15 protein-coding genes are annotated in these 17,564 nt (G+C 68.4%); 5 read left to right on the top strand and 10 right to left on the bottom strand.

Features of this window, described 5'->3' with window-relative positions:
• Positions 1 to 100: 100 nt before the first annotated feature.
• The gene (hppD, locus tag HFGMBDPB_RS11525; RefSeq protein ID WP_016449235.1) at positions 101 to 1,195 is read right to left on the bottom strand and encodes a 4-hydroxyphenylpyruvate dioxygenase; all 1,095 of its coding nucleotides are present in this window, start codon (positions 1,193 to 1,195) and stop codon (positions 101 to 103) included.
• Between the two features lie 21 nt (positions 1,196 to 1,216).
• The gene (locus tag HFGMBDPB_RS11520) at positions 1,217 to 2,641 is read right to left on the bottom strand and encodes an amino acid permease (RefSeq protein ID WP_212645418.1); all 1,425 of its coding nucleotides are present in this window, start codon (positions 2,639 to 2,641) and stop codon (positions 1,217 to 1,219) included.
• A 320-nt stretch (positions 2,642 to 2,961) separates the two neighbouring features.
• Here HFGMBDPB_RS11520 and HFGMBDPB_RS11515 point away from each other — a divergent pair, with 320 nt between their 5' ends.
• Positions 2,962 to 3,609: a TetR/AcrR family transcriptional regulator gene (locus HFGMBDPB_RS11515; protein WP_016449233.1), complete on the top strand. Its 648-nt coding sequence runs from the start codon at positions 2,962 to 2,964 to the stop codon at positions 3,607 to 3,609.
• On the opposite strand, the gene HFGMBDPB_RS11510 is transcribed toward HFGMBDPB_RS11515, so the two are convergent.
• The 4 genes from HFGMBDPB_RS11510 to HFGMBDPB_RS11495 all read right to left on the bottom strand — a co-directional run bounded on the left by HFGMBDPB_RS11510 (position 3,582) and on the right by HFGMBDPB_RS11495 (position 8,840).
• Positions 3,582 to 4,493 (bottom strand): LysR family transcriptional regulator, encoded by a 912-nt coding sequence (locus HFGMBDPB_RS11510; protein ID WP_016451411.1) that lies wholly within the window; start codon positions 4,491 to 4,493, stop codon positions 3,582 to 3,584. The genes HFGMBDPB_RS11515 and HFGMBDPB_RS11510 overlap by 28 nt on opposite strands.
• Positions 4,494 to 4,576: 83 nt before the next feature.
• Positions 4,577 to 5,668: an ABC transporter ATP-binding protein gene (locus tag HFGMBDPB_RS11505; RefSeq protein ID WP_016449231.1), complete on the bottom strand. Its 1,092-nt coding sequence runs from the start codon at positions 5,666 to 5,668 to the stop codon at positions 4,577 to 4,579.
• A gap of 6 nt (positions 5,669 to 5,674) precedes the next feature.
• On the bottom strand, positions 5,675 to 7,414 hold the full coding sequence (locus tag HFGMBDPB_RS11500) for an ABC transporter permease (RefSeq protein ID WP_012206599.1): 1,740 nt from the start codon (positions 7,412 to 7,414) through the stop codon (positions 5,675 to 5,677).
• Between the two features lie 97 nt (positions 7,415 to 7,511).
• Positions 7,512 to 8,840: an ABC transporter substrate-binding protein gene (locus tag HFGMBDPB_RS11495; protein ID WP_212645417.1), complete on the bottom strand. Its 1,329-nt coding sequence runs from the start codon at positions 8,838 to 8,840 to the stop codon at positions 7,512 to 7,514.
• 201 nt (positions 8,841 to 9,041) lie between these two features.
• Here HFGMBDPB_RS11495 and HFGMBDPB_RS11490 point away from each other — a divergent pair, with 201 nt between their 5' ends.
• The 3 genes from HFGMBDPB_RS11490 to HFGMBDPB_RS11480 all read left to right on the top strand — a co-directional run bounded on the left by HFGMBDPB_RS11490 (position 9,042) and on the right by HFGMBDPB_RS11480 (position 10,835).
• Complete coding sequence (locus HFGMBDPB_RS11490) at positions 9,042 to 9,356, top strand: type II toxin-antitoxin system HigB family toxin (RefSeq protein ID WP_013801561.1); 315 nt, start codon at positions 9,042 to 9,044, stop codon at positions 9,354 to 9,356.
• A gap of 5 nt (positions 9,357 to 9,361) precedes the next feature.
• Positions 9,362 to 9,754, top strand: coding sequence for a transcriptional regulator (locus HFGMBDPB_RS11485; RefSeq protein WP_193726204.1), 393 nt, complete (start codon positions 9,362 to 9,364; stop codon positions 9,752 to 9,754).
• A 103-nt stretch (positions 9,755 to 9,857) separates the two neighbouring features.
• Positions 9,858 to 10,835 carry an alpha/beta fold hydrolase gene (locus HFGMBDPB_RS11480; protein ID WP_047326805.1) on the top strand — a complete coding sequence of 326 codons (978 nt, stop codon included), beginning with the start codon at positions 9,858 to 9,860 and terminating at the stop codon, positions 10,833 to 10,835.
• 55 nt (positions 10,836 to 10,890) lie between these two features.
• Here the strand turns inward: HFGMBDPB_RS11480 and HFGMBDPB_RS11475 are convergent, their stop codons facing one another.
• Positions 10,891 to 13,425 (bottom strand): penicillin acylase family protein, encoded by a 2,535-nt coding sequence (locus HFGMBDPB_RS11475; protein ID WP_047326804.1) that lies wholly within the window; start codon positions 13,423 to 13,425, stop codon positions 10,891 to 10,893.
• Positions 13,426 to 13,610: 185 nt separating this feature from the next.
• On the opposite strand from HFGMBDPB_RS11475, the gene HFGMBDPB_RS11470 reads away from it, so the two are divergent.
• Complete coding sequence (locus HFGMBDPB_RS11470) at positions 13,611 to 13,991, top strand: hypothetical protein (protein ID WP_212645416.1); 381 nt, start codon at positions 13,611 to 13,613, stop codon at positions 13,989 to 13,991.
• Positions 13,992 to 14,139: 148 nt separating this feature from the next.
• On the opposite strand, the gene HFGMBDPB_RS11465 is transcribed toward HFGMBDPB_RS11470, so the two are convergent.
• The 3 genes from HFGMBDPB_RS11465 to tadA form a co-directional block, all read right to left on the bottom strand.
• On the bottom strand, positions 14,140 to 14,889 hold the full coding sequence (locus HFGMBDPB_RS11465) for a sterol desaturase family protein (RefSeq protein ID WP_016449226.1): 750 nt from the start codon (positions 14,887 to 14,889) through the stop codon (positions 14,140 to 14,142).
• A 19-nt stretch (positions 14,890 to 14,908) separates the two neighbouring features.
• Positions 14,909 to 15,901, bottom strand: coding sequence for an LD-carboxypeptidase (locus HFGMBDPB_RS11460; protein WP_034363628.1), 993 nt, complete (start codon positions 15,899 to 15,901; stop codon positions 14,909 to 14,911).
• A 286-nt stretch (positions 15,902 to 16,187) separates the two neighbouring features.
• Entirely contained in the window at positions 16,188 to 17,507 is a 1,320-nt protein-coding gene (gene tadA, locus HFGMBDPB_RS11455; protein ID WP_212645494.1) for a tRNA adenosine(34) deaminase TadA, read from the bottom strand.
• Between the last annotated feature and the right edge of the window lie 57 nt (positions 17,508 to 17,564).

Here is a 17,564-nt window from a genome sequence, read left to right as displayed (position 1 = left end):
GGGGAATTCATGGGCACCGAGTGTAGGGCCGCCCGTGTTTACCCTGACGACAGCGCGCCCACCCGGCCAGGGCCGGGCGGGCGCGCTGCGTCCGTCGGTATCAGGCGCCCTGCGGTGCCTCGGCCTGCAGCACGCCGCGGTTGATCTGGTCGCGCTCCATGGACTCGAACAGGGCCTTGAAATTGCCTTCGCCGAAGCCCTCGCGGTAGTTGCCCTTGCGCTCGATGAACTCGAAGAACACGGGCCCCAGCATGGGCTGGGAGAAGATCTGCAGCAGCAGGCGCGGCTGGCCGCCCTCGGTCGTGCCGTCCAGCAGGATGCCGCGTGCCTGCAGCTCGCCCACGGGCTGGCCGTGGCCGGGCAGGCGGCCTTCCAGGTTCTGGTAGTAGATGTCGTTGGGCGCGGTCAGCAGCGGAATGCCGGCCATCTGCAGCTGGTCGATGGAGTCCAGCAGGTTGTCCGTCAGCAGCGCGATGTGCTGGATGCCCTCGCCGTTGAACTGCATGAGGAATTCCTCGATCTGGCCGCCGCCCTGGCGCGATTCCTCGTTCAGCGGGATGCGGATCAGGCCGTCGGGCGCCGTCATGGCCTTGGAAGCCAGGCCGGTGTATTCGCCCGAGATGTCGAAGTAGCGGATCTCACGGAAATTGAACAGCTTGCTGTAGAAGTCCGCCCAGTAGGTCATGCGGCCGCGGTAGACGTTGTGCGTCAGGTGGTCCACCACCTGGAAGCCGTGGCCCTTGGGGTTGCGGTCCACGCCGGGCAGGAACTCGAAGTCGATGTCGTAGATGGACTTGCCTTCGTCGAAGCGGTCGATCAGGTACAGCGGCGCGCCGCCGATGCCCTTGATGGCCGGCAGGCGCAGCTCCATGGGACCCGTGGGGATCTCCACCGGCTGCGCGCCCAGCTCCAGCGCGCGCTTGTAGGCCTGGTGCGCATCCTTGACGCGGAAGGCCAGGCCGCAGGCCGAGGCGCCGTGCTCGGCAGCGAAATAGGCGGCCTGCCCCGGCTCATTGTTGATGATGAAGTTGATGCCTCCCTGGCGGTACAGCAGCACGTTCTTGGAACGGTGCCTGGCCACCAGCGTGAAGCCCAGCTTCTCGAACAGCGGCTCCAGCACGCCGGGCGTGGGCGATGCGAATTCCACGAATTCGAAGCCCATCAGGCCCATCGGGTTGTCGAACAGGTCTGCCATGGTTGGTTCTCCTTGAAGGTTTCAACGGGGGATGTGCGCGGGTTCCAGTACGGATTCCAGCACAGGCGTGGGACGTTGGCGGAACACGAGGCGATAGGCCCCGTAGACCACCAGGACCCAGATCGGAATGGCCAGCGCGGAGGACCGCACCGACGGTGTCAGCAGCATCACGCCCACCACCAGGGCCATGGCGGCCAGGCAGATGGCATTGGTCAGCGGCGCGGCCGGTGCGGGAAAGCCCAGCACGGTCCCGCGTGCCGCATGGGCCCGGCGAAAGCGCCAGTGCGCCACGATGATGATGGTCCAGGTAATCACCAGGGCCGCCACGATCAGCGACATCAGCAACTCCAGCACGCCGGCCGGCGCCACATAGTTCAGCACGATGGCCAGCGCCGTGAAGATGGCCGGATAGACGATGGCCCGCACCGGCACGCCGCGGCGGTTGACCTGCATCAGCGAGCGCGGTGCATTGCCTTCGCTGGCCATGCCGTACAGCAGGCGGCTGTTGCTGTAGACCATGCTGTTGTAGACCGACAGCGTGGCCGTGAGGATCACGAAGTTCAGCAGGTGGGCGGCCACGTTCTCGCCCAGGCCCGAGAACACCAGCACGAAGGGGCTGCTGCTGTAGGTGTCGCCGCCGGCCTTGAGCTGGCCCAGCAGGTCGGTCCAGGGCATCAGCGACATCAGCACGGCCATGGAGCCGATGTAGAACACCAGCACGCGGTAGATGAGCTGGTTCACGGCCTTGGGGATGACGGTGCGCGGCTGGTCGGTCTCGGCCGCCGCGAAGCCCAGCATCTCCACGCCGCCGAAGGCGAACATGATGAAGGCGAAGGCCATCACCAGGCCTGAGAAGCCGTTGGGGAAGAAGCCGCCGTGCGTCCACAGGTTGCGCACGGCCTGCTCGGGCCGGTCGGCGCTGAACAGCAAATACAGGCCTGCGCCGATCATGGCCATCACGGCCACGATCTTGATCAGCGCGAACCAGAACTCGAACTCGCCATAGGCCTTGACGTTGATGAAGTTCACGCCGTTGATCAGCACGAAGAACACCGCCGCCGTCACCCAGGTGGGTATGCCGGGCCACCAGAACTGGATGAACTTGCCTGCGGCCGTCAGCTCCAGCATGCCCACGAGCACATACAGCGCCACACAGTTCCAGCCCGCCAGAAAGCCCGCGAAGCGGCCCAGGTAGCGGTTGGCGAAATAGCTGAACGAGCCCGCGTTGGGCTCCTCGACCAGCATCTCGCCCAGGAAACGCATGATGAAAAAGATGATCAGCCCGCCAATGGCGTAGCCGAGCAGCACGGACGGGCCGGCCAGCTCGATGATGCCGGCCGAGCCCAGGAACAGGCCCGTGCCGATGGTGCCGCCCAGCGCGATGAGCTGGATGTGGCGGTTCTTGAGCCTGCGCTCCAGATGGCCCTGCGAAGAAGAACTGTGCATCAAGGGGGTGCTCCGGCTCTCAGCAAGGCGCGCGGCGGCGCAGGGGTTGGAACACTTCGGTGGTCTTCACGGCAATGTCTCCTCGTGGGGTGCCTGTTGGAATGCGGGGCCTTGTGCGCCCCTTGTTGATGGGTATCAACTATAAAAAACAATAAATTATTATTTCTTGTAATTTATCCCTATGGACAAGCCCAAAAAGAAGGAGTAGCGAAGGCGATCGACGCATTGCCGCCCGCCATGCCGCACTCCGGCAACGGTTGAACGCCCGCAACAAACAAAAACAATCTACTATTATTTTTTTGCCCTCTGGAGCCCAGAACATGACGACGTCCGCCACGCAGCGGCGCGCACGCACGCCGCAGACCGAGCGTGTGGAGACAACGCAACGCAAGATCATCGACTCCGCCCTGGCGCTGCTGCGCGAGGGCGGCTTCAAGAGCGCCACGCTGCAGGCCATCGCGCGCGGCGCCGATGTGTCGCTGGGCGCGCTGCAGCACCACTTCGAGAGCCGCGATGCGCTGATGGAGCGGCTGGTCATCGAGGTCATGGAGCCGCTGAGCGACCAGGGCACGGTCTGGCCCGACAAGGCCCTGCCCCTGCGCGAGCGTGCCGAGGCCTTCGTCACCCTAGCCTGGGACAACATCTTCGGCGCGGCCAACTACCAGGCGGCCTGGAGCATGTTCTTCGGCTGCAAGGCCTCCCCCTCGCTGTTCGACCGCGTGGACGCGCGCCGGGTACATGTGGACAGCGTGTTCTACACCCGCTTCCTGGACGTCTTCCCCGAGATCGCGGCCCACCATCCCCGCCCCCAGGGCTTTGCGGCCATGGCCTTCGCCATCCTGCGCGGCACCGGCGTGCTGGAGCTGTTCGAGGTGGGCGAGCAGGAACGCCAGGGCAGCCTCGATGCGCTGGTCGAGGCCATCGTCCAGGCAGGCACCCCTCAGGCCGGCGGCGGCGCCGCCGCCTGAACCTCGGTCAGCCCCCAGACCCTGCGCAGCTGCGACAGCGTGGCCACCAGGGCCGGGTCGTGCTCGGCCTCGCGCGGATGGATGAAGCCCAGCTGCGCCGACACGCGCGCATGCGGCCAGATGGCCACGCAGCCATGCTCGGCCGCGGCCAGAGCGCGGTCCTCGCGCAGCAGCGCCAGGCCCAGGCCGGCGCGCACCAGGCTCTCGGGCGCGGCGGCGGCATCGCTTTCCACGATCTGATTGGGGCTCAGCCCCTGGCGGGCGAACAGCGCCAGCAGCAGGGCCTGCTCATGGTGCTGCGCTGGCGCGCCGATCCAGGGCAGTTGCGCCAGGTCCTTCCAGCCCGATTGCAGGACGCGTTCGCGCAGCGCGGGCGGCGCCGCCACGCGGTAGTGCAGTGTCTGCAGCACCAGCGCGCCCAGGTCGCGCGGCATATGGGCGCCGATATAGAACGCGCCCTGCAGGCCGCCGGCCGCGACCTGCGCGCGCAGCTCCTCGGCCCAGCCCTGGCGTGTCTTGATGTCCAGCAGCGGCAGCGCCTCCACCAGGCCATGCAGCAGCGAGCCCAGGCGCAGCGCCTCGGGGTCGGCCACCGTGCCCAGCAGCAGCTGGCCGGTGACCTCGCCCTGCAGCTCGCGGGCCTGGCCCTGCAGCCGTCCTGCCGCATCCAGCACCTGCCGGGCGGGCTCCATCAGGGCCTCGCCGGCCCGCGTGAGGCTGATGCGGCCCGGGCGCCGGTCGAACAGCGCCACGCCCAGCTCTTCCTCCAGCGCCTTGATCTGGGCCGTGATGGCCGGCTGGGTCAGGTGCAGGGCCTCGGCCGTGCGCGTGACGCTGCCCAGCGTGGCCGCCGTGACGTAGGCGCGCAGCTGATACATCTCCATGGGCGGCCAGCCTAGCGCAGGCGCCAGGGCCTGCGGCCCGGGCAGGCCCGGGTGTCAGGGAACATCCCTAGCCGTCTCATCGTTCACTCATCGAGGTAGCGCAGCTGCGTGGGCTCGATGCCCAGCCGCACCGGCATGCCCATGGGGAACATGGCAATGCCCGCGTAGTGCGCCTGGTCGGCGACCACGGCCACCTCTCCCACGCGCACGCGGTAGCGCGAGAACTCGCCCAGGAATTCGGCGCTCTCGATCTGCCCTTCCACCCACACACGCGAGGCATCGCCCGCATCGTCGCGCACCGCAATCTGCACCTGGTGCGGCCGGAAGGCCAGCGCCGCACGCCCCGGCACGGGCGGCTGCGCCGGGCGCGGCAGGGTCAGCGTGCCCAGGCCCGGCACCTTGAAGACCAGCGACTCGCCTGTCGTCGGCAGCACCTCGCCCTCCAGCACATTGGCCGTGCCGACAAAGCCCGCCACGAAGCGGTTGGCCGGATAGTCGTACAGCCCCGCCGCCGAGCCCACCTGCTGCAGCACGCCCTTGTCCAGCACGGCCATGCGGTCGGCCGTGGTCATGGCCTCTTCCTGGTCGTGGGTGACGAAGATGGTGGTCAGGCCCAGCTTGCGCTGCAGGCTGCGCAGTTCCTCGCGCATCTGCACGCGCAGCTGCTTGTCGAGGTTGGACAGCGGCTCGTCCAGCAGCAGCAGCTTGGGCGCGATGACCACGGTGCGCGCCAGCGCCACGCGCTGCTGCTGCCCGCCCGACAGCTGGCCCGGGCGGCGCTGCGCGTACTGCGACAGGCCCACCAGCTCCAGCACCTCGCCCACCTTGCGGCGGATGGTGTCGCGGCTTTCGCGGCGCTCGACCAGGCCGAAGGCCACGTTGTCGTACACCGTCATGTGCGGCCACAGCGCGTAGTTCTGGAACACCATGCCGATGTTGCGCGCATGCGGCGGCACGCCCGTGATGTCCTGCCCGCCCACCAGCAGCTCGCCGCGCTGGTGCCGGTTGAAGCCCGCGATCAGCCGCAGCAGCGTGGACTTGCCCGAGCCCGAAGGCCCCAGCAGCGCGAAGAACTCGCCGGGCTCGATCTTGAGGTTGACGTCGCGCAGCACTTCGTTGCTGCCGTAGCTCAGGCTGATGTGCCTGCATTCGAGGGAGACAGGGTCCAGGTGCATGGCGGTTCACTCCGAAGTCGATTGCACGGTGGCGCGCGAGCGCTCCACGAAGCGGTGCGAGAAATACGTGCCCAGGCCGACCACGACCACGGCCAGCACGCCCAATGCCGCACCGGGCCCGCGCCCCGAGATGCTTTGCATGTACAGGTAGATGCCGTAGCTCATGGGCGCCTGGCTCTGGGCCGAGGCCAGCATGATGGTGGCCGACAGCTCCACCGCCGCCGTGATGAAGCTGGTGACGAAGCCGGCCAGGATGCCGCCGGCCATCAGCGGCACCATCACGCGCCGTATCACGCTGGTGCGGCCCGCGCCCAGGCTTTGCGCGGCCTCCTCCAGCGAGATGTGCACCTGCTGCAGCGCCGCCATGCACGAGCGCAGCGCATACGGCAGCCGCCGCACCGCATAGGCCAGCATGATCAGCACCCAGGTGGTGACGATGGGCGTATCGGTGAAGGGCAGGTTCACGCCCTTGAACAGCCGCAGGTAGCCGATGGCCAGCACCAGCCCCGGAATCGCCAGCGCCACCGAGGCCAGGTAGTCCAGCCACTGCCGGGCAGGCAGCCGGGTGCGCAGGATCAGGTAGGCGATGGCGGTGCCGATCACCACGTCGATGCCCGCTGCCATCAGGCAGTACAGCAGCGTGTTGCCGATCATGTAGCCCGAGTCGGTGAACACCGTGGCGTAGTGCTCCAGCGTATAGCTGTCGGGCAGCACCGAGAAGCTCCAGACCTTGGAGAAGGACATCAGCAAGATGCCGATGTGCGGCGCCAGCACCACCAGCAGCACCAGGGCGATCCAGCCATAGGCCAGCAGCGCCTCCCAGGCCGACAGCCGGCGCTTTTGCAGCGCGCTGCCGCCCTTTTGCAGCGTGGCGTAGTCCTTGCCCTTCATCACCCGCGCGGCCAGCCACAGGGCGACGATGGAGAACGCGATCATGATCACGCTGATCACATAGCCAAGCGGATCATCGAGCCCCACCGAGGTGATGCGCAGATAGGCCTGGGGCGCCAGCATATTGGTCACGCCCATCACCAGCGGCGTGCCCAGGTCGTCGAACACCTTGACGAACACCAGGGCCGCGCCCGCCAGGTAGCCGGGCATGGCCAGCGGAAAGATCACGCGCCGGAACAGCCGGAATCCACGCGAGCCCAGGTTCAGCGCCGACTCCTCCATGGCCCCGTCGATATTGCGCATGGCCGCCACGAGGTTGAGCAGGATGAACGGGAAGTAGTGGATGCTCTCCACGAAGATCACGCCCGTCAGCCCCTCCATGATGGGCACGGTGAAGCCGAACCAGTCGTCCAGCAGCAGGTTGACCGAGCCGCTGCGCCCGAAGATCAGCTGCAGCGCCACCGCCCCCACGAAGGGCGGCATGATCAGCGGCAGCACGCCCAGCGTCTGTATCAGCAGCGCGCCCCGGAACTCGAAGCGCACGGTCAGGTAGGCCAGCGGCACGGCGATCAGGCTGGCGAAGAACACGCTGGCCAGGGACACGCCCAGGCTGTTGAAGAACGACTCGCGGAAGACGGTCTGGCCGAAGAAATTGCCGAAGTGCCCCAGCGTGAGCCCGCCGCCTTCATTGACGAAGGCGGTGTAGACCACCATGCCCACGGGCACGATGAGAAAGGCCAGCAAAAAGGCCAGGATCAGCGCGAAGGCCAGCCACGGCCCCCAGCCCGACGGAATGCGCCGTGCGCGCGCAGCAAGGGGGGCGGCGCCGGGCGCCGCCATGGAATCGATGCTCATGCGAATGCTCCGCAGCGAAAGAGACTGTCAAGGGGAGTGCATGCAGGCGCCCGGTGCCGGGCCCCTGCGCCACCTACCACGCCACCTACTGCGCCACCTACCGGGCCAGGCCGCGCGCCTCGGCCGCCAGCTTGGCCGCGCGCTCGTAGTTGGCACGCGCCTTGTCGGCCCACATCTGCTCCAGGCCCGTCAGTTCCTTGGACACGGCCACATCGCGCCGGCTCTTGCGGAACAGCTCCAGGAACTGCTCATCCTTCACATTGGCTTCGCCCACCAGCGGCGAGTAGGCGATGTCGCGCGCCTGCGCCAGCAGCTCCTGCCCCCTGGCATTGGGCTTGGCCTGCAGGGCCTTGTGCGCCTCCTGGATGGCGCGCGTGGCCGCCTGCAGCTCCTTGAGGCGGAAGGTCACCATCTGGTCGAACAGGCTGATCACCACGGCATAGCGCGACTCGGACAGGTTGGCATCGAACTGCACCTTGGCGCGCTGCGCCACCTCCTGCGGCACGGGGTAGCCGGCCGGCGCCTTGAGCTGGCTGTAGGGCAGGATGGGCAGACGGCTGATCTTGGGGTCGAACAGCAGCTGCTGGCCCGGCACCGACATGGTGAAGGCCATGAACTTGCGCGCCTCATCGGCATTCTTGGCGCCCGCGATCAGCGCGATGTTGGCCGGCACCACGGCCGTCATCGCCGGGTAGGCGAAGTCCACCGGGAAGCCCGAGTACTTGCCCGCCAGCCCGAAGAAATCGATCACGATGCCTATGCCGTACTGGCCGTTGTTCACGCCATCGGGCACGGCAAAGCTGCGATCGGTCACGGCAGCGGCATTGCCCATCATGGACAGCAGCTGGCGCCAGCCCTTGTCCCAGCCCTCGCCCTGCAGGATGGTCTCCACCGTCAACTGCGTGGTGCCCGAACGCGAGGGCGAGGAGATGGCGATGTGGCCGAAGTACTCGGGCCGCGTCAGATCGCTCCACTCCTTGGGCGCCGCCAGCTTGTGCGCCTTCAGGTAGCGCGTGTTCCACATGATTCCGTAGCCTGCCAGCGCCTGGCCGTAGTACAGGCCCTGCGGGTCGTTGAGCGGGTAGTTGCCGATCTTGGCGGGCGCGGCCGGATTGCGCGTCTCGGGCGCGGCGGTCAGCAGCTTGTTGCGCGCCAGCACCTCGAAGGCATCGGGGGCGCTGGCCCACATGATGTCGGGCCGCTGGCCCTCGGGCAGCTCGCGCACATAGGCCACGGCGGCCGTGGTGTTCTTGTTCAGGATCTCGATCTTGATCCCCGGATTGGCCGCCTCGAAGGCCTTCTGGTAGGCCGTGGTCAGCTCCTTGGGAAACGAGGTCAGCACCGTCACCGTGCCGGCCTGCGCCGCCATGGCGGCGCCCCACAATCCTGCGGCCATGGCGGCCGTCAGCCATCTGCGTTGCTGCATTGCTGTCTCCTTCGGGTTGTTGTGCGGTCAATCTGCAACCCACTGTAGGCAGCGCCGGCCCGGCCGGCCAATCATTGTTTCTGATGCCATGCATCAGCGGCGGCGGCGCTCGGGTTAACCCGGCGCGAAAGCACAAGCACGGCAAAGAGCACAAAGACCATGCCGGCAGCCTCAGTCCCAATTTGGGACTAACATCCACCCATGCACATCGTGGCCCGTTCCACCCTCGTCAATTTCTACAGCAGGCCGGAGCATGCGGATGCCAAAGGGCCGCTTGAGGCGTGGTTCGACATGGCCACCCGCGCGCAGTGGACCTGCCCCCAGGACGTGAAGGACCAGATCGGCAATGCCAGCATCGTGGGCAACAACCGGGTCGTGTTCAACGTCAAAGGCAACGACTACCGCCTGATTGCCGCCATCGCCTACAGGCAGCAGTGGCTGTACATCAAGTTCATAGGCACGCACGCGCAGTACGACAAGGTGGATGCCGCCACGGTGGACCAGAGCCTGCAATGAAAGGAATGACCATGGAAATCCGCCCCATCCGGACCGAGCAGGATTACAGGACAGCACTGACCGAGATCTCGCAACTGATCGACAAGGACCCGGCCCCGGGAACGCCCGACGGCGACAGGCTGGACATTCTCGGAACGCTGGTTGAGGCCTACGAGGCCAGGCATTACCCCATCGCTCCCCCCGACCCTATCGATGCGCTGCGCCTGCTCATGGAGTCCCGGGGCATGACGGTCAAGGACCTGGTGCCCTACATCGGGCAGACCAACCGCATCTACGAAATACTCAACCGCAGCCGCCCCCTGACGCTGAACATGCTCTACAGGCTTCATGACCTGGGCATACCGGCCGAGAGCCTGCTGTCCCGCCCGCGCACCGCCGCCCCGGAAAGCCACGGTTGATGCCCACCCCGGCCGGGAGCCGTGCTGGCGCACCGGGAAATCCCCAGCCACCGCTGTCCCGCCCCTGACTGCTGCACAGCAGCAAACCGGAATAATCGGCGGGATGCTGCAAGCCCCCTCTTCCCTCCCCGCCACGGCCGCTGAAGAAGCGCCCATCTACGCTCCCACACGCCCCTGGCGCTCGCGCATGGTGCCGGTGCGCACCATGGAGTACCACGTGCGCGAGTGGGGACCTGTGGATGGCGATCCCGCGCTGGCGCCGCTGGTGCTGGTGCACGGCTGGATGGATGTGGCGGCCTCCTACCAGTTCGTGGTCGATGCCTTTGGCGAGGCCTTCATGGCGGGGCGCCGCATCATCGCGCCGGACTGGCGCGGCTTCGGCCTGAGCCGGCCGGCCTGGCCTGCCGACCGGCATGACTTTGCCGACTACCTGGGCGACCTGGACCATCTGCTGGACACCCTGGCGGGCGATACGCCCGTGGACCTGGTGGGCCACAGCATGGGCGGCAACGTGTCCATGATGTATGCGGGCGCGCGGCCTGCACGCATACGCCGGCTGGTCAACCTCGAAGGCTTCGGCATGCCGGCCACCCGGCCAGACCAGGCGCCTGCGCGCTATGCGCAGTGGATGGACGAGCTGCGCCAGCTGCGCAGCGGCGGCATGGAACTCAAGAGCTATGACAGCGTGCAGGACGTGGCGCGCAGGCTGATGAAGACCAACCGCCGCCTGCCCGAGGACAAGGCGCTGTGGCTGGCCCACCACTGGGCGGCGCCCAATGCGCAGGGCCGCTGGGAAATCCTGGGCGACACGGCGCACAAGCTCATCAGCGCCCAGCTGTTCCGCGTGGAAGAAATCCTGGCCCTGTACCGCGCCATCACGGCGCCGGTACTGGCCGTCGAGGCCAGCGACGACAGCCTGGGCATGTGGTGGAAGGACCGCTACACGCTGGCCGAGTACCACGAGCGCATCGGGCAGATTGCGGACTGCCGCACGGCCGTGGTTCAGGACGCCGGCCATATGCTGCACCACGACCAGCCGGCGGCCGTGGCCGGGCTGATCGAGCAATTCCTCAGCACCTGAGGCCTGCGCGCGCCGCTACTGCAGCCTATTGCAACCTACTGCAACCTACTGCAACCTACTGCGGCCGCAGCATCATCGAATGGCGCCAGCGCGCGGGCGCCATCTGCAGCGGCCGGTAGCGGCCGTCGGCCCATTCGGCAGACATGTCCGCATAGCGGCTGGACAGGGCCACGCCGCTTTGGCCGGTCTGGTAGATGAACAGCGAGCGCTCGGGCTCGGCCAGGTCGTAGATGGCGCGCAGCGATGCCGCATGGCGGTTGGCGAACGGCGCCCTGGCATCGCCGGGCAGGTACTGGCCCACGTTGACGGTGTAGCTGTCACCGCCCGAAGGCACGCTGACATTGAAGATGCCCGCCAGCAGCCCCACGCTGCCCAGCGGCCGGTGGCTGCTCAGGGCCGCATGCGCCGTGCCCCAGCGCCAGCGGCCCAGATCGCTGCCCTGCATGGACTGCAGGCGCACCAGCGCCCGGTCCAGCGCCTGGCTGACCTGGGCACTGCAGCCTGCAGCCGCGCACCACCAGCCGTCGCGGCGTTCCAGCATGCCTTCGATGCCTGCGCGGTAGTCGCGCTTGCCATAGGTGGCCGCAAAGGTCTGTGCGCCAATGCGCGGGATCACCAGGCCGCGCGTGAGTTCGTCCACCCAGGCGGCAAAGATCAGGGGCGCGGCCTGCGCAGCATCCATGCGGCCGTCGAACTGCGCCATCACCCGGCGCGCCTGCCCGGCCAGCGGATGTGTGGCCGGCGCTTCGTCCAGGGCCTTGAGCATTTGCGGCAGCAGGGCACGGGCGGCCAGCGAGGTCTGGTCGTTCTGGATGGAGGCCATGCTGACCACGTCGTGCCTGTCCTTCGCATCGATGAGTTCGGTGATGCGCTGGTGCCGGTACGGCAGGCTCCAGTCCTGGGTGAGGAAGTGGGCATAGCCCTCGCGCGTGATGCGCTGGTTGGCGGTGGCCAGATAGCCCTGCGCCGTTCCATCGTCCTGCGGGGCCTGGTCGTAGGGCAGCCAGCCCTGCCAGTCGTAGCGTGCCTCCCAGCCCGGCGCGGGCGCCACGCCGCGCAGGTCGTTGTCGGCCGCGCGCAGCGGCACCCGGCCTGCGGCCTTGAAGCCGATGTCGCCATGGACATCGGCCGCGACGATGCTCTGCATGGGCGAGTGGTAGTCGGCAAAGGCCTCGAACAGCTGGGCCACGCTGCGCGCCTCGTTGGCGCGCAGGCCGGCCTGCACGGTGAGGTTGTCGGTGTCCAGCGCGGCCCAGCGCAGGGCCACGGCGTAGCGGCGCTTGTCGAGCACGGCCTCGTACTGGGGCTGCACATCGCTGATCACGGGGCCGTGGCGCGTGCTGCGCAGCGTGAGCTGCACATCGGCCCGGCCCTTGACCCTGATTCGCTCGCTACGCTCGGTGAAAGGCGCCCAGCCGTCCGGCGTGCGGTAGCGGCCCGGGTTGCCTGGATCGATCTGCTCCAGGTACAGATCCTGCACATCGGGATTGGTGTTGGTAAAGCCCCAGGCCACCTCGCGCGTGCGCCCCAGCACCACGAAGGGCAGGCCCGGCAGGGTGGCCCCCACCACATCGATGGGCGCCAGCGGCGTGCCGTCCTGCGCATGGCCGGCGGGCGACTGCAGGCGCGCGTAGTACCAGATGGCGGGCGCGCTCAGGCCCAGATGGGGATCGTTGGCCAACAGGGGCTTGCCGCTGACCGTGCGGCTACCCGACAGCACCCAGTTGTTGCTGCCCTTGCCGTCGTTGGTGCCCGCATCGCGCACCATGTCGCGGGACCAGCGGGCCCAGGCATCGCTCGCCTCGCCGGCAGCAGCCACCTTGGGCGCAGACGCCGCCTGTGCCTCCTGGCGGTACACGCCCAGCCCTCGGTAAAGCGCGGCCAGATCGGTGGCGGTGGCCGGCGCCTCGCCCGGATAGGGCGGCATCAGCTGCCACAGCTGCTGTGTGTCCAGTTGCGAGAGCGCGGCCAGCCGCGCGAACTCGTTGCCCCAGTTGCCGCCCAGGTCCAGCGCCATCATCAGCGCCCAGCCCACGCTGTCCTCGGGCGCCCAGGCCGAGCTGTCGCCTCCGCCCGGCGTGGTGCCCAGCAGCATGAATTCGGGCACCTGCGGATGCTGGCGCATGGGCAGGGCCGCATAGAAGGCCGCGATGCCCTCGCTGTAGGCCTGCAGCGCCTCGCGCGCGTTGGCGGGCAGGGATGCGTACTGGCGCCGCGCCGCGCCGCGTATGTCCAGCGCACGCATGAGCTTGTCGGTGTCCAGCGTGGCCGGCCCGAGGATCTCGGACAGCGTGCCGTGCATCAGGCGGCGGTTGAACTCCAGCTGCCAGCCGCGCTCCTGCGCATGCACATGGCCCAGCGCGCGCCACAGGTCCTGCGGCGTGAAGGCGCTGATGTGGGTGATGTCGGCCTCGTCGCGCCGCACACGCACGGGCTGCTCCAGGCCGGCCAGCGTGAGCTGTCCGTCGAGCACCGGCTGCACGCGCACGGCATAGATGGCCACCGCGCTGCCGGCCAGCAGGGCCGAGCCGACCAACGCCACGGCGCCCACGCTCCACCATCGCGAGTTCAGGATTCGCATGATTCCCATTCTTCTCCCTTCCCCCTGCTTTTTTTCATATCGTAGTGTTGCAGTTTGTAGCATATGAACTGGTCCATTGCTCACATTGCTCACGACGAATCGTCAGCAAGTCTGGCCCCGCCTTCAGGCGACAATCAGCGCCCGCCCTGCGCAAATGGATGCAGGGCGCCAGACAGAAACAGGAAGTACCAGGAATGTGGCCTTTCAGCCTCTTGAAGAAGCTCAGCCAGGACCCGCCCGTGGGCCAGCCCCGTGGTGACTACATAGGCTGCTACCTGCTGGGAACCGAGGCGCCGGGCCAGGCCGGTGTCAGCTACGTCTCGCTGGCCACCACGCGCGAGCAGCTGCAGGCCGATGCCCGCGCCTACCTTGAAGGCTTGGTGCGCGACCACCCCGAAGCGGCCGACACCGACCTGTCCGCCATCCGCTCCCTGCTGGAGAACCTGCCCCAGCGCCTGGACGCCCACCTGTCCGGCGACACGCGCGCGCCGCTGGCCGAGCAAGGCGGCACCGTGCTCTTCCTGCGCACCGGCATGCGCGCCCGCCGCAAGGAAAACGGCCGCTACCTCGAATAGCAGTCAGCCCCCCGCCACCGGACAGAGCATCAAAAACTGGCGCGGCCAAGAACAAGGGACAGCGAGCAAGGGCCTACGCCGGCCGCGCCGCCCCGCAGCGAGGCTGTAGTCCCCCCCGCGAAGCGAGAGGGGGAAGGCGCGCAGCGCCTCAGGGGGAGTTCTGCTTGTGCACGTCTTGCCAGCGCAGCATGTCGGTCACGCGCTCGGCCTTGTCGGCATCAAAGCCCAGGCGCTCCACCCGCTCGGCCGGATTGGCCCAGGTGCCGAACAGCAGATCCCAGACGGGCAGGCCGTAGTTCTGCGCATGGTGGCCGTACTGGTGGTGCACGGTGTGCATCTCGGGCCGCTGCACGATGTATCCCAGCCAGCGCGGCGTGCGGATGTCGGCATGCAGGAACAGGTCGAACGCCCCCGTGAGGCCGATGGCAAAGGCGGCAGCCAGCGGGCTGGCCCCCAGCACCCAGTAGCTGGAGAGCGCGCTCAGCAGCACGGCGGCGGCCGTGTCCATGGGATGGGCGAAAAACGCCGTGAGCGCCTCCACGCGCGGCGCGCTGTGGTGAAGCTGGTGGAACAGGCGCCACAGCGTGTCCGACCGGTGCGTGGCGCGGTGCCACCAGTAAAAGACAAAGCTGGTGAGCACAAAGCTCAGTGCGCCCACGGCCCAGGCCGGCCATTGCCGGCCCACGTCCAGCAGCGCATGGCGGCGGATGCCGTCCGAGAACAGATGGCCTACCGCCAAGGTGGTGGCCAGCGTGCCCAGGCCCAGCAGCGTGGACAGGATCAGCCAGCGCCGGTCGCAATGGTTGCGCGAGGCCGGCGCGATCACCTCGCGCGTGAAGATGCCGACGAACATCAGCGCCAGCAGCGGGTAGGCCGCGAACTCCCACATCTGCAGCATGCCGTCTGCTCCTTGCCGCTCAGTGCACGTGGCCCCAGTAGATCAGCGCATCGCGCCCTTCGACCGACAGCGACACGGGCGCGCCCACGGGCAGCATCACCTTGGTCGGCACATGGCCGTAGGGCAGGCCCTGCAGCACGGGGCACTTGACCTGGCTGCGCAGCCAGTCGATCACGGTCTGCAGCTTGAAGCCCTTGTCATGCGAGCTGAGCTTGAACTCGCTGAACTGGCCGAACACGATGGCCTTTTGCTGGGCCAGCACGCCCGCATGCAGCAGCTGGGTCAGCATGCGCTCCACGCGGTAGGGATGCTCGCCCACGTCTTCCAGGAACAGGATGCCGCCCTTGATCTGCGGGAAGTACGGCGTGCCCAGCAGGGACACCAGCACGGCCAGGTTGCCGCCCCACAGCGTGGCGCCGCCGCTGATGTAGAAGTCCTTGACGGCAGGCTTGCCGTCTTCGCGCAGGCCGATCTTCGGCATCTGCCAGCCTGCGCCCTCGCCCTGGCCGCTGAGCAGGTCGTTGAAGCAGTCCAGCATGATGTCGTCCACGCCGCCCTCGTCGTCGGGGCGGCCGAAGTCGTGCACCAGCAGCGGGCCGGCCCAGGTGGTGGCGCCGGTCTTGGCCAGCAGGGCCAGCGACAGCGCCGTGAAGTCGCTCAGGCCCACGAAACGCGTGCCGCCTGCGATGGCCTTGGCCACGGCCTTGTACTTGATGCCCGGCAGGATGCGCGTGAGGCCGTAGCCGCCGCGCGTGGGCAGCGCCAGGTCGGCACCGCTGGCCGCCGCACGGTCGATGGCCGCCAGGCGCGTGGCGTCGTCGCCGGCAAAGCGCTGGTGGCTGCTCAGCGCATCGGCATCGATCTCCACCTGGTGGCCCATGGCCTCCAGGCGGCGCACGGCCCGCTTGAAACCGGCCTTGTCGCGCACGGCGCCGGCGGGCGAGTAGATATAGATGTGGCGCGGACCCTGGTCATGCGCGTGGCCGCAGCAGCTGCCGTCGGCGGCGTGCACATGCTCGTGGTCGTGGGCATCCCCATGGTCATCGGCACGCCCGTGGCCATGCGCGCAGCACTGGCCGTCGGCTGAATGCACATGCTCGTGCGAGTGATCTGCGGGAGCAGAAACGGGGGCTGAAACGGTAGCGGTAGCGGCTGCCGTTTTGCGGGGGGTGCGGGAACTGCGCGAAGTGGCCAAGGTGGTTCCATGCCGGCCCTGGCCGGCATGCTCCATATTGCAAGGGGAGTGAAGACGGGGACCTGGCGCCGCGCAGCCCCGGCAAGGGGCCGGCGGCGCTGGCCTATGGGCGGAAGTATTCCACAGCGTCGGCCACCATGCCGGCTGCGCACAGGGGAACCCAATGGCCGCACGGGGATAGGCGCAGCTGTGCCGGCGGCAGCTGTGGCAGCGCCTGCAGCCAGGCCTGTCGCCATGCGGGCGCGGGCAGCAGCGCATCGTGCTCGCCGCCCTGCACCCACAGGCGCTGCTGCTGGCTCCACTGCGCCAGCAACGCCATCGGCAGCGCAGGCATTTCGGCCCGCACGCGGGGCCAGGCCTGCAGCGCGGCGCGGTGGCCGGGTTGGGAAAACGGCAGGTTCCAGGCCTGCGGCTGTGCGCCGGCCTCCTCGCCCACCTCGCGCATGGCGCGGCCCACGGGCCATGACGGCTTGCGCGCCGCCTGCGCAAACCATTGCATGCAGGCATCAGGCGCCGGGCCTGCGGGCCAGGCATTCATGAGCCAGGCGCCGCAAAAACGGGCGGGCTCGGCCTGCGCCACGGCCAGGCCCAGGTGCGCGCCATCGTCATGGCCGACCAGCACGATGTTCCGCAGGTCCAGCGCCAGCACCAGCTCAAGCAGCACTTGCACATGCCAGGCCGCGCTGTGCGCCTTGTCCTTCTTGGGCTGGTCGCTGCGGCCAAAGCCCGGCAGGTCGGGAACCACCACGCGATGGCCGGCCTGGAGCCACCCGGGCAGCATGGGCTGGAACAGCTGGCCCCATGCCGGGCTGCCGTGCAGGCACAGCCAGGTCAGCGGTGCATCGTGCGGTCCTTCATCGACCACGGCCAGGCGCAGGCCTGCCAGCGCCGGCAGGTCGCTGCGCCACTGCGGCTGGGCAAAGCCGCCGAAGGTGGAATCCGCATGGCGCAGCGCCGTGTCCTTGAGCGGATGCGGCTGGGCCGCGCGCTGCTCGGCGCGGCGCATGCGAAAGAAGTCCGACATCAGGGCCGCGCATTCGCCGGCCAGCACGCCGCGCGTCACCTGCGTGTGGTGGTTGATCTGCGGCAGCGCAAACACGTCCAGCACCGATCCGGCCGCGCCCGTGCGCGGCTCGGCCGCGCCATAGACCACGCGGCCCAGGCGCGCATGCAGCATGGCGCCGCTGCACATGGTGCAGGGCTCCAGGGTCACGTAGAGCGTGCAGTCGTCCAGCCGGTAGTTGCCCAGGTGCGCGGCCGCATCGCGCAGCGCCAGCACCTCGGCATGGGCCGTGGGATCGCCGTGGGCCACGGGCGCGTTGCGGCCCCGGCCGATGATGGCGCCGTCCTTGACGATGACGGCGCCCACGGGCACCTCGCCCGCCCCGGCAGCGGCGCGTGCCAGCTCCAGGGCGGCGCGCATCCAGGCCTCGTCGTCGGCCTGCGGCAAGAATGGGTGTTCGGCAGCCACGTTGTCAGC

The organism is Delftia sp. PE138, from assembly GCF_018320755.1.
Classification (GTDB): Bacteria; Pseudomonadota; Gammaproteobacteria; order Burkholderiales; family Burkholderiaceae_C; genus Comamonas; species Comamonas tsuruhatensis.
Note: the sequence above shows the minus strand (reverse complement) of the source record. Positions and strands in the feature narration are given on the sequence as shown.